The following is a 12,428-nucleotide window of genomic DNA, read 5'->3' on the forward strand; positions in this document are numbered from 1 at the left end:
GTATTATTAAAGATATTCCCATATGTGGTAACTTTAATAGCGTTAGTTTTATTCTCTAAATCATCACAAGCACCAAAGGCATCTGGAGAACCATTTGACGCTGGTAAGAGATAATAAAAAAGGTAAAGAGTGATTAACTCTTTACCTTTTTTATTATCTCAAGAAGTACTAATTATGTGTATTTTATTCTTTATACTTATTAAGGATTTATAATTTTTATTCCGTGAATATAATACTAAACAGTTAAAGATTTATTGACATACTAGTATGCAAGTTATATTATTTATTTAGAAAGTAAATTTTAGGAGGGGTATATATGGAAATGACATTGCGTTGGTTTGGACCAAATCAAGACAGTGTTCAACTAGAACAAATTAGGCAAATTCCAGGGGTTACAGGTGTTGTTACTTCATTATATAATAAGTTACCTGGTGAAGTTTGGAGTCAAGATGAAATTAAAGATATGAAATATCTTGTTGAAAAGGCAGGATTAAAAATTAGTGCTATAGAAAGTGTAAATATTCATGACTCAATTAAAATAGGAAGAGATGATAGAGAAATATATATTGATAATTACATTAAAAGTCTTGAGAATATTGCTAAAGAAGATATTCATATTGTATGTTATAATTTTATGCCTGTATTTGATTGGACAAGAAGTGATTTAGCTAAAAAAAGACCAGACGGCTCAACAGTATTAGCATATGATCAGGAGGTAATTGATAAGATAAATCCAACTGAAATGTTCGATTCTTTGACAGGTAAATCTAATGGATATATGTTACCAGGATGGGAACCAGAACGTATGAATAAGATAAAAGAATTATTTGATGCTTATAAGGATGTTGATGAAACAAAATTGTTTGATAATTTAGTTTATTTTTTAAAAAGGATAATGCCTACTTGTGAGAAATATAATATTTATATGGCTATACATCCCGATGACCCTGCTTGGCCAGTTTTTGGATTATCTAGAATTATTTCTAGTAAAGAAAAAATAATGAAATTAATGAATGCGGTAGATACAAAATATAATGGAGTAACTCTATGTACAGGATCTTTAGGATCGAACCCAGAAAATGATATTATCGATATTATACATTCTCTAGAGGGAAGAATTCCGTTTGCACATGTAAGAAATTTAAAATATAACAGCTATAGAAATTTTGAGGAGGCTGCACACCTTTCAAGTGATGGATCTATGGATATGTATAAGATTATGAAAGCATTGGATGATATAAATTTTAATGGTGTTATTCGTCCAGATCATGGTAGAGCAGTTTGGGGGGAAGTATCTATGCCTGGTTACGGATTATATGATAGGGCTATGGGTGCTTGTTACTTAAATGGTTTGTGGGAAGCAATTCAAAAAGAAAAATTACAACATCAATAGAAAAGAAGGATATTGATATGAAAAAAATATTATTCTTTGGGGAACCACTTATAAGAATAACTCCTGTGGATTATGGTAAACTAGGAGATAATGTTATGGCAACTTTAAATTATGGTGGGTCAGAGGTTAATGTAGCCAAAGCTTTGCAGGGATTTGGTATTGAAACTAAAATTTTAACTGGATTACCCAATGACGCTTTGGGAGATGGGTTAATCGAGTATTTAAATATGTTTAATATTGATATAAGAAATATTTTCAGGGTTGGTAATCGTATAGGACTTTATTATTTAGAAGAAGGATATGGCTTGAAAAATAATAATATTTATTATGATAGAAAAAATACCAGTATAAACGATATTCAGTTGGAACAAATTGATGTAAATAGCCTATTCGAAAATATCACTCATTTTCACTTTAGTGGAATTACAGCATCTATTTCACAGCAGGTTAGAGTAATTTTAGAATTTTTAATTATGGAAGCAAAAAAAAGAAATATAGTTATAAGCATGGATCTTAATTTAAGAAGAAAAATGATATCCATTAAAGATGCTAAAATTAAGTTTTCAGAATTTGTTGAAGATGTTGATTATTGTTTTGGCATTGAGCCTTTACTTACGTATGATGAAGATTTTGAAATGTTTAACAAAGAAAATGCAACTGTTTATGATATAAAAAGAAGAATGGAAATATTGAAAGAAAAATTTAAGTTAAAAGGTATTTTCCATACAGATCGTAAGATTGATATAAATCAATTAAATAGTTATAAGGCATATTGTTTGATTGATGATTTTTATGAATCTAAATTGTTAACAACGCCAATCTTAGACAGAGTTGGGAGTGGAGATGCTTTTGTAGCAGGTGCTCTATATGGTCTAATAAATGAGATGAATCCTAATGATACAATAAATTTAGGTGTGGCAAGCGCTACATATAAGTGTTGTATTAGGGGAGATAATATGTATGAAAAAATTTGCGATGTGAAAGCGCTGTTAGATAGTCAAGAGTATCTTATAAGATGAGTAAAAAGCTATATAAATAGAGGAGATATTATGGATATTTTAAAAAAAATACAAGAATATAGAATAGTTCCAGTTGTAAGACTTGATAATGTCGAAGATGCAATCCCCTTAGCAAAAGCTTTATGTAATGCAGGTTTACCTATTGCAGAAATTACTTTTAGAACAGAAGCCGCATGTGAGTGTATGATTAAAATGCTTAAAAAGTTTCCGGATATGATTGTTGGAGCTGGAACAATTATTAATGTTAAGCAAGCAAAAAAAGCTATTGAATCAGGGGCAAAGTTTATTGTTTCACCTGGATTTGATGAAAACGTTATTAGATTTTGTCAAGATAATGGAATAATTACAATACCAGGGTGTTCAAATGCAACAGATATACAGAGAGCAACTAACCTAGGGATAAAAGTGATTAAATTTTTTCCAGCTGAAGCCTCTGGTGGACTAAAGGCAATTAAAGCTCTATCAGCTCCATTTTATGAAATGATGTTCATGCCAACAGGTGGAATAACTGAAGATAATTTATTAGAATACTTGGATTATGATAAAGTAATTGCTTGTGGTGGGTCGTGGATGGTTAATGAGAATTTGTTAAAATATAAAAAGTTTGAGGAAATTGAAAGTTTATCACATAAGGCAATGATGAAAGCATCAATCTTTGGAATTAAAGAATTATTATTTTAAAAGACTTTATTTAGAAAAAACAATAAGCGACTGTTTTGAAATATATTATTAGACTTAAGAAGTTTATCATGGAATCTTTTTAATTAAACTTTTATATAAGCGGAGGAATTTATGAAATTAAATGAAGAAGGTTTGAAAAATAAACGATTATGGGTGGATAAAAATTATAAGCTTCCTGAATATGAGAGGGAGAAGGTTATTAAAAAAACAAAAGAATCACCTGAATGGATTCATTTTGGAGCAGGAAATATATTTAGAGCTTTCCAAGCAAATGTTGTTCAAAATCTACTAAACAAAAATATTTTAGATAAAGGGTTAATTGTTGCAGAAGGCTATGATTACGAGATTATTAGCAAAATGTATAAATCCCACGATAATTATAGTATTTTAATGACTCTAAAATCAGATGGAACTTTGGAAAAAACAGTTATAGGTAGTGTTACTGAAGCACTTGAGTTAGATACTGAGAATAAAGAAGATTTCAAAAGATTAAAAGAAATTTTTTCTAACCCTTCTTTAAAGATGGTGAGTTTTACAATAACGGAAAAGGGATATTTATTGGTTGATGCAAAAAATATGCTTTTACCTTTAGTTCAAGAAGATATGATTAATGGTCCTACAAATCCTAAAAGTTATATTGGAAAAGTTACTGCATTATTATATGAGCGTTTTAAAAGTGGACAACTTCCAATAGCGATGGTAAGTATGGATAACTGTTCTCACAATGGAGACAAATTGTATCAAGCTATATCAGCCTTTGCAATTGCATGGACAGAGAATAAAGTTGTTGAAAAAGAGTTTGTTAAATATGTTAATGATAAAAATAAGGTTTCTTTTCCATGGACAATGATTGATAAAATTACACCTAGGCCAAATGAATTAGTGCATGAAATTCTTAAAAGAGATTCAATTGAAGATATTGAACAAATAATAACTTCTAAAAAAACATATGTTGCTCCATTTGTTAATGCTGAAGAATCTGAATATCTTGTAATTGAAGATAATTTCCCAAATGGGAAAATAAATTTAGAGCAAGGTGGAGTTATATATACTGATCGTTGTACCGTAGATAAGGTGGAAAAAATGAAAGTTTGTACATGCCTGAATCCTTTGCATACAACACTTGCAATTTTCGGATGTTTATTAGGTTATAATTTGATTTCTGATGAAATGAAAAACCCTATACTTAGAAAATTAGTTGAAAATATTGGGTATATTGAAGGACTTCCAGTTGTTGTAGATCCAGAAATTATAAACCCTAAGGACTTTATTAATGAAGTCTTAAATGTACGAATTCCTAATCCTTTTTTACCTGATACACCTCAACGTATAGCAACTGATACATCACAGAAATTAGCTATAAGATTTGGTGAAACAATAAAAGCATATAAAGGGAAGGGGATGCCAATTAATAATTTGTTATATATACCTCTAGTATTTGCAGGATGGCTAAGATACTTAATGGGAATTGATGATAACGGAAATTCATTTACCTTAAGTCCAGATCCGCTGTTAGATGTGCTTTATCCGCATATCTCAGGGATAACTATCAGTGAAGATGAATTAGATATTCATGAAAAAATTAAGCCTATATTAGAGAATAAATTAATTTTTGGAGTAGATTTATACGAAGTTGGGTTAGGAGATTTAGTTGAAAGATATTTTAAAGAAATGATAAGTGATACTGGTGCTGTTCAAAGAACATTAGAAAGATATTTGGTATAAATACGAGTAGTTGTTTTTAGAAATATTGCTTAAGTTTTTTGAAGGTGATTACTATAAAGCTTAGATTTAATGATATATCAATATGGGGGGAAGTGTATGGATCAATTTATGAATGAAGATTTTTTATTAAATTCTGATGTGGCAAAAAAATTATATCATAATTATATAGAAGATATGCCAATTGTTGATTATCATTGCCATTTAGACTCAAAAGAAATAGCAGAAGATAAAAGATTTCAAAATATAACAGAGCTTTGGTTAGGTGGAGATCATTATAAATGGCGATTAATGCGTGCTAATGGTGTAGAAGAAAAATATATAACTGGAAATGCAAGTGATAGAGAGAAATTTCAAAAGTGGGCAGAAACTCTTGAAAAGGCAATTGGTAATCCATTATATCATTGGAGTCATTTAGAATTGAAAAGATATTTTGACTATGATGGATGTTTAAATAAAGAAACTGCTGAGGAGGTTTGGACTTTATGTAATAAAAAATTACAAGAAAGTTCAATGAGTGTAAAAAGCATAATTAAAAATAGTAATGTTAGAATTATATGCACAACTGATGACCCGATTGACAGCCTAATTTGGCATAAAAGGATTTTAGAAGATGAGGGCTTTGGCGTTCAAGTTATACCAGCATGGCGTCCAGATAAAGCAATGGATATAGAGAAAGATGATTATTTAGATTATATTGATAAACTATCTAATGTTACTAAAATTGCAATTAAATCCTTTGATGATTTAAAGGTTGCTTTAAAAAAGCAAATGGAATATTTTAATAGTATGGGGTGTAAAACTAGTGATCATGGATTAAGTTATGTAATGTTTAAAAAAGTAGATTATAAAACTGCTGAAAATATATTTCAAAGGAGATTATCAGGAGAAAAGATATCTAAGGAAGAGCAACATCAATTTAAAACAGCATTTTTATTGTTTTCTGGTAAGGAGTATCATAAATTAAATTGGGTAATGCAACTGCATTTTGGAGTAAGACGAGATAATAATGAGATATCATATAAAAATTTGGGACCCAATACAGGCTTTGATTGTATTGATAATGTTTTTCCAGCAGATGAATTAATAAAATTTTTAGATGCATTAAATTGTGTAAATGAATTACCAAAAACAATTTTATATAGCTTGAATCCCAATGATAATGCAATAATTGATTCTTTGGCTGGATGTTTTCAAGAAGAAGGTATAAAAAGTAAGGTGCAGCATGGTGCAGCATGGTGGTTTAATGATCATAAAATAGGTATAGAACAGCAAATGATATCTTTAGCAAATTTCGGACTATTAGCTAACTTCGTGGGGATGTTAACTGATTCAAGAAGTTTTCTTTCATATACACGGCATGAATATTTTAGAAGAATTTTGTGTAATTTATTGGGAGATTGGGTTGTAAAAGGTGAGTATCCTAATGATATAAATAGAATTGCTAATATTGCAAAAGATATTTCCTATAGAAATGCTATAGAATATTTTAATTTTAAATTAGAGAATAAATAATTAGCATTTATCTATAATTTTTAACTTATTATTAAAAAGACAATTTTACTAAATGGTAAGATTGTCTTTTTTATATAACGTATTTTATATAGGCGTATTTACGAAATATTCAGGATGAAGTTTTTTTAGTTCAATTTCGTGGATTCTAAATTTTTCTAAATGAGATTTAATAATTTCTAAAGCCTTATCTTTATTTGAATTTTTTATAGCATTAAGTAGTTGTACATGTTCTTCATAAGTATTAGTATCCTTTAACATATATGCGCTCATATTTCTAACACGGTCAAAATGCGCGCTCATACTTTTCATAAGATTATAGCATTGAGATTTATTACATAGATTAAATAATTCTTTATGAAAAGAATTATCTAATTCTAAAAGTTTTTCAGGATTATTTTGATTCATATAGAATTTTTGTAAATTAAGATTTTCATCTAATTTCTCAAAGTTTATTGATTTGCAATTGTTACAAGCATACTCAACAATAGCTGTTTCTAAGGCTAAACGCATGAAGTTAGCTTCTTCAACAAGATTATAATCAACTAATGATACTTTACTTCCTCTTTGAGGTAGAATTTCTACTAATTTGATTCTGAAAAGTTCAATCATTGCTTCTCTTACAGGGGTTCTTGAGAGACCTAGCTGTGAAGATAATTCATTTTCACTAACCATTGTTCCAGGTTTTAAATCTAAAGAAATAATGTTATTTAATATGACTCTATAAGCATACTCTCTAGAAGTTTCTTGAGGTAGCTTTTCTGATATATGCATATAAATGGTCCTCCAATTGTTAACTAGTATTATAAAATTACTTAAAATAATTAATGTTAACATTATAATATTAACATATTTAATTTGCAAAATAAAAAGTGTTTATTATTTTTGATTGGGTTTAGTATATTAAGTTTAGATTTATGATTTTTTAAAGCTAATAGTATATTAAATATTTATTATATATCAAATATAAAGGTCATATAAATATAGTGGGTTTAAAACATAAGATGGAATTTTAAATATCGATAATTTAGAGGAGGGGTATATGAACGAAGAATAATAAAGTTTCATGGTAATCTAGGAATTATATTATTATTTATAAGGGGTGATTTTTATGACAAATCAAGAAATTGCAAAGCAACTAATAGAACTAGTTGGTGGAAAAGACAATATAAAATCAGTTAATAATTGTATGACACGATGCAGATTAGAACTTGAGAATATTGAAATGGTTGATATTGCAAAAATAAAAAAATCTGATGGTGCCTTAGGGGCTGTTATGTCAAATGGACAAGTTCAGGTTATATATGGACCTGGAAAGGCAGCTAAAGTAGCAGAAGAAGTAAGAAAAATAACAGGAATATCAATGTTAATTGGTGATGAGGCTGTAAAAGCTACAAAAGCTAATTTGAAAAGTAAAAATAATACGCCAGTAAAAAATGCTTTAAGAAAATTAGGAAATATATTTATTCCTTTAATTCCTCTATTTGTAGCATGCGGGCTTGTTCTAGCTGTAAACAATATATGTAATGTTCAATTTGGAGATTCATATAAGACAACATCAGCAGGTCAAATTATAGGATTAATAGGAAATGGAGTATTTTCAATATTGTCTATCTTAGTTGGTGTAAATGCAGCTAAAGAGTTTGGTTCACAAATGCCAATGATGGGTGGAGTTTTAGGAGGAATACTATCATCTTCAGCATTAGCGAATATAACTTTATTTGGAAAAGTTTTAACTCCAGGTAGAGGTGGAATTATTTCTGTTATACTAGTTGTATTATTATCTGTATTTATTGAAAAGGCTTGTAGAAGATTTGTTCCAGATGTATTAGATTTATTTATAACTCCTTTAATAACATTATCATTATCAGTTTTAGCAGCATTATTTATTTTACAACCAGTTGGTGGATTTATTTCGGATGGAATTGGGTTTATAGTAGCTCAAACAATATCTTCTGATAATACTATAGTTTCTGTTCTTTCAGGAGCAGTTTCAGGGGCATTATTCTTACCATTAGTTATGACAGGAATGCATCAAGCGTTAACACCTATACATGCTGACTTAATAGCAAATGCAGGATATACAGTACTGCTACCTATACTTGCAACAGCAGGTATGGCACAAGTTGGTGCCACTATTGCCGTAGTAGTTAAAACTAAAAATCAAAGATTAAAGAAAACCGCTCAAAATGGATTGATTCCAGGTTTTTTAGGAATAGGAGAGCCATTAATTTATGGTGTTACATTACCATTAGGTAAGCCATTTTTAGGAGCATGTTTAGGTGCCGGAGTTGGTGGGGCTGTAATGGCCTTTTTAAAAGTTGGATCTGTAGCTATAGGGGTTTCAGGTTTACCTTTAGCTTTACTAATAGCAGATGGTAAAATGCTAGTTTTCTTAATAGGTGTATTAGTCTCTTATGTAGCGGGATATTTCTTTACTGCGTTACTAGGTTTTGATGATCCAATAGATTAATAAATAACTTTAGTTTTAAACTCATTCTACATATATATGCAGAATGAGTTTTTTCTTTTAAATTAGAACTAGTAATAGTAAAAATATGGATTAATTAGTATAATAGATATATTAGCAATAAGCAAACTAAATAAGGGGGAATTAAGATGAAAAAGGTCAAAATTGCTTTAATGGGGCTAGGCAATGTTGGACGCGGCGTCTGGATGATATTAAATTCAAACAAAGAAGAAATTATGAAAAGATCAGGTTACGAGGTAGAGGTAGCAAAAATATTAGTTAGAGATTTAGAAAAAGATAGATCTATAGATATACCTAAAGAACTTCTAACAACAGATTTTAATGAAATTATTAATGATGATTCAATTAAAATTGTAGTAGAAGTAATGGGTGGAATTGAACCAGCTAGAGAATATATGATAGAATCTATGAAAAGAAAAAAACATATTGTTACGGCAAATAAAATGCTTTTAGCTACTGGTGGGGATGAGCTTTTTGAAAAAGCTGATAGTGAAGGTGTTATGTTTAACTATGAAGCTAGCGTTGCAGGTGGAATTCCAATAATAAATGGAATAAATGAGAGCTTAACAGCTAATAAAGTAGAAAGGCTATATGGAGTAGTAAATGGAACAACTAATTATATATTAACAAAAATGGAATTTGATAATTTAAGTTTTGATGAAGCTTTACATCAGGCTCAAGAAATGGGATATGCTGAAGCAGATCCAACATCAGATATTGAAGGATTTGATTCTCAATATAAATTAGCCATATTATCCTCTCTTGCATTTGGAACTAAAATAGAAGTTGAAAATGTATATAGAGAAGGAATAACAAATATTGAATCAATAGATATACAGTATGCTAGGGAATTCAAAAAGGTAATAAAATTATTGGCTATAGTTAAAGATAATGATGGAAGGCTTGAACTAAGAGTGCATCCAACGATGATACCACAAAATCATCCCTTAGCAAATGTTTACGATTCTTTTAATGCAATTTTTATAAAAGGAAATGCTGTAGGAGACTTAATGTTTTATGGTAGAGGTGCTGGAGACTTACCAACAGGAAGTGCAGTAGTATCTGATATTGTATCAATATTAAGAAGTAATATCGATATAGACAACCTAAATCCAGTAGTGAAAAATAATTTGTGGGATAAAGAAATCGGGAGTATAAGAGAGATAACAAGTAAATATTATATAAGGCTAACAGTAGAAGATAGACCAGGTGTTTTAGGTGAAATAACTTCAGTATTTGGTGGGATGAATGTCAGCTTACTTTCAGTTATACAAAAAGGAATAGATAATGATAATGAAAATAAGGTTACTTTAGTTTTAGTTACACATTATACTAAGGAAGAAAATATAATTGAATCTATAGATAGTATATGCAAATTGAACTCTGTGTATAAGATTAATAATTTAATAAGAATAGAAGAATTTAATTAATAATTATAGAATTTAGGAGAGAAAATATATTAGTTAATATATTTTATAATCTCCTTTATTTTTTTATTTATAAGTTAATATATTTTATAATCTCCTTTATTTTTTTATTTATAAATAGATAATAATTACTTCTATATAATAAGTTGTACTGATAGTATTTAAGGATTATAATAGTAGAAAATAATAAAAACAAGAGGTAAACATATGAGTAATATAAAATCAATTAATAATGAGCAAGCTCAAAAGTTAATTAAAGATAAAAAAGATTTATTAATATTAGATGTAAGAAGACCAAATGAATTTAAGGAATCAAAGATAATAAATTCTATAAATATACCTGTAGATGAACTAGAGTGGGAACTAGATGAGATAGAAGAATATAAAGATAAGCCTATTTTAGTTTATTGCAAGGTAGGAATGAGAAGTAGTGTTGCTTGCTCTATATTAGAGGAAGAAGGATTTAGTAACTTATATAATTTAAGAGGAGGGATTTTAGATTATACAGGAGAAATCGAGTAGTATAGATTATAATTGCATTAAAAGAAGATAATATGGTTATTATCAGATGTTATGTAAATTTATACGGAAAAATAAATACATAAAGGGCTATATAAAAATAAAAAGTTATATAGTATAATATATGATATAATTGTAAATAATAAATAATGTAAAAAGATTGACACGATAAAAAAAGAATGATAGAATAAGTAATGGATTTAAGAAGAAACTGCCGTTTCTCACCTTACGGCAATGCTTAGTAGGGTAATGTAGTTTGTAATAATTTCTAGTTATTTTAACTAGTTTTTTATAAGTACTAGAGGGCGGCATAATATGTCCTCTATTTTTGTTGTGTTTGTATTTAAAATTTTGGAGGTGACTTGGTATAAGTAAGGATTTTACTTGTAATGAAAATATAAGAGTTAAGGAAGTTAGAGTGATTGATTCAGAAGGAAATCAATTAGGTGTACTTCAAACAAAGGAAGCTCAAAGAATTGCTGATGAGAAAGAATTAGATTTAGTTATGATTTCTCCAAATGCTAATCCACCAGTATGTAAAATAATGGATTTAGGTAAGTATATTTATGAGCAATCAAAGAAAGAAAAAGAAGCTAAGAAAAAGCAAAAAGTAACTACTCTTAAAGAAATAAGATGTAGTCTTACAATTGAAGAAAATGATATTGCAATAAAAGCAAAGAATGCTAGAAAGTTTTTATTAGACGGGGATAAAGTTAAAATCACTGTTAGATTTAAAGGAAGAGAAGCACAATTAGGACATATTGGACAAAAAATATTAGATAACTTTGTTTCTAAATTAGAAGACGTTTGTGTTGTTGAAAAGCCTGCTAAGCATGAAGGTAGAAATATGACAATGGTTTTAGGCCCTAAAAAAGCGTAACTTGAGAGGAGATAAGTATCATGCCAAAAATGAAAACCCACAGAGGTGCAGCAAAGAGATTTAAGAAAACTGGAACTGGAAAATTAAAAAGAGCTAAGGCTTTTAAGAGTCATATATTAACAAAGAAAAGTTCTAAGAGAAAGAGAAACTTAAGAAAAAGTGCTTATGTTTCAACTACTCAAGAAAAAGCAATGAAGAAATTATTACCATACCTATAATATAGAGGTTTTTAGGAGGATTAAACATGGCTAGAGTTAAAAGAGCGGTAAATGCTCGTAAGAATCATAAAAAAGTATTAAAGCTTGCAAAAGGTTACTACGGTGGAAAAAGCAGATTATTTAAAACTGCTAATGAATCAGTAATAAGAGCTTTAAGAAATGCTTATGTTGGAAGAAGATTAAAGAAAAGAGATTTTAGAAGACTTTGGATAGCAAGAATTAATGCTGCTTCAAGAATGAATGGACTTTCATATTCAAAATTCATGAACGGAATTAAATTAGCTGGAATTGATATGAACAGAAAAATGTTATCAGAAATAGCTATAAACGATCCAAAAGCTTTTGCAGATTTAGTTGAATTAGCAAAAAGCTCAATTAAATAGTTTATACTATTAAAAAACACCTTAAAATAAAAATTTTAAGGTGTTTTTTTATTATAATCATGATAGTTATTAATTTAATGAATCAAAATGGAAAATTTGGGAAGAATATAAAAGTAAATTTGCATCATAAAATTAAATAAAAAGTATAATTAACAAAATTTAAATATTAATTATATAATAGAT

Annotated in this window: 12 protein-coding genes and 1 pseudogene; 12 read left to right on the plus strand and 1 reads right to left on the minus strand. The window is 28.6% G+C overall.

Annotated features, from left to right (window positions below; translation table 11 throughout):
- From I2E83_RS18000 to uxaC, 6 genes and pseudogenes are all read left to right on the plus strand, one after another.
- A pseudogene (locus I2E83_RS18000) lies at nt 1-114 on the plus strand (ABC transporter permease); the annotation flags it as partial.
- Nucleotides 115-316: 202 nt separating this feature from the next.
- Complete coding sequence (gene uxuA / locus I2E83_RS06745; protein ID WP_195429204.1) at nt 317-1,393, plus strand: mannonate dehydratase; 1,077 nt, start codon at nt 317-319, stop codon at nt 1,391-1,393.
- Nucleotides 1,336-2,412 carry a sugar kinase gene (locus I2E83_RS06750; protein WP_207738487.1) on the plus strand — a complete coding sequence of 359 codons (1,077 nt, stop codon included), beginning with the start codon at nt 1,336-1,338 and terminating at the stop codon, nt 2,410-2,412. Before uxuA ends, I2E83_RS06750 begins: the two co-directional genes overlap by 58 nt.
- Before the next feature lie 30 nt (nt 2,413-2,442).
- Entirely contained in the window at nt 2,443-3,093 is a 651-nt protein-coding gene (eda, locus tag I2E83_RS06755; RefSeq protein ID WP_195265302.1) for a bifunctional 4-hydroxy-2-oxoglutarate aldolase/2-dehydro-3-deoxy-phosphogluconate aldolase, read from the plus strand.
- A 111-nt stretch (nt 3,094-3,204) separates the two neighbouring features.
- Nucleotides 3,205-4,818 (plus strand): mannitol dehydrogenase family protein, encoded by a 1,614-nt coding sequence (locus I2E83_RS06760; protein ID WP_195429206.1) that lies wholly within the window; start codon nt 3,205-3,207, stop codon nt 4,816-4,818.
- A gap of 96 nt (nt 4,819-4,914) precedes the next feature.
- The gene (gene uxaC / locus I2E83_RS06765) at nt 4,915-6,330 is read left to right on the plus strand and encodes a glucuronate isomerase (protein WP_195429208.1); all 1,416 of its coding nucleotides are present in this window, start codon (nt 4,915-4,917) and stop codon (nt 6,328-6,330) included.
- Between the two features lie 84 nt (nt 6,331-6,414).
- On the opposite strand, the gene I2E83_RS06770 is transcribed toward uxaC, so the two are convergent.
- On the minus strand, nt 6,415-7,101 hold the full coding sequence (locus tag I2E83_RS06770; RefSeq protein ID WP_195265308.1) for a GntR family transcriptional regulator: 687 nt from the start codon (nt 7,099-7,101) through the stop codon (nt 6,415-6,417).
- Between the two features lie 337 nt (nt 7,102-7,438).
- Between I2E83_RS06770 and I2E83_RS06775 the strand changes: the two genes are divergently transcribed.
- From I2E83_RS06775 to rplT, 6 genes are all read left to right on the plus strand, one after another.
- On the plus strand, nt 7,439-8,800 hold the full coding sequence (locus tag I2E83_RS06775; protein WP_195429210.1) for a PTS transporter subunit EIIC: 1,362 nt from the start codon (nt 7,439-7,441) through the stop codon (nt 8,798-8,800).
- A 146-nt stretch (nt 8,801-8,946) separates the two neighbouring features.
- The gene (locus I2E83_RS06780) at nt 8,947-10,248 is read left to right on the plus strand and encodes a homoserine dehydrogenase (RefSeq protein ID WP_195265313.1); all 1,302 of its coding nucleotides are present in this window, start codon (nt 8,947-8,949) and stop codon (nt 10,246-10,248) included.
- A gap of 204 nt (nt 10,249-10,452) precedes the next feature.
- Nucleotides 10,453-10,767 (plus strand): rhodanese-like domain-containing protein, encoded by a 315-nt coding sequence (locus I2E83_RS06785; RefSeq protein ID WP_195429212.1) that lies wholly within the window; start codon nt 10,453-10,455, stop codon nt 10,765-10,767.
- A gap of 364 nt (nt 10,768-11,131) precedes the next feature.
- A complete protein-coding gene (infC, locus tag I2E83_RS06790; RefSeq protein WP_195265418.1) occupies nt 11,132-11,644 on the plus strand; it encodes a translation initiation factor IF-3 in 513 nt (170 codons plus the stop codon).
- 20 nt (nt 11,645-11,664) lie between these two features.
- Nucleotides 11,665-11,862: a 50S ribosomal protein L35 gene (gene rpmI, locus I2E83_RS06795; RefSeq protein WP_195265317.1), complete on the plus strand. Its 198-nt coding sequence runs from the start codon at nt 11,665-11,667 to the stop codon at nt 11,860-11,862.
- Between the two features lie 26 nt (nt 11,863-11,888).
- The gene (gene rplT / locus I2E83_RS06800; protein WP_195265319.1) at nt 11,889-12,245 is read left to right on the plus strand and encodes a 50S ribosomal protein L20; all 357 of its coding nucleotides are present in this window, start codon (nt 11,889-11,891) and stop codon (nt 12,243-12,245) included.
- The last annotated feature ends 183 nt before the right edge of the window (nt 12,246-12,428 follow it).

The sequence above is a fragment of the Clostridium sp. D46t1_190503_E9 genome (assembly GCF_015555225.1).
Lineage (GTDB): Bacteria > Bacillota > Clostridia > Clostridiales > Clostridiaceae > Clostridium.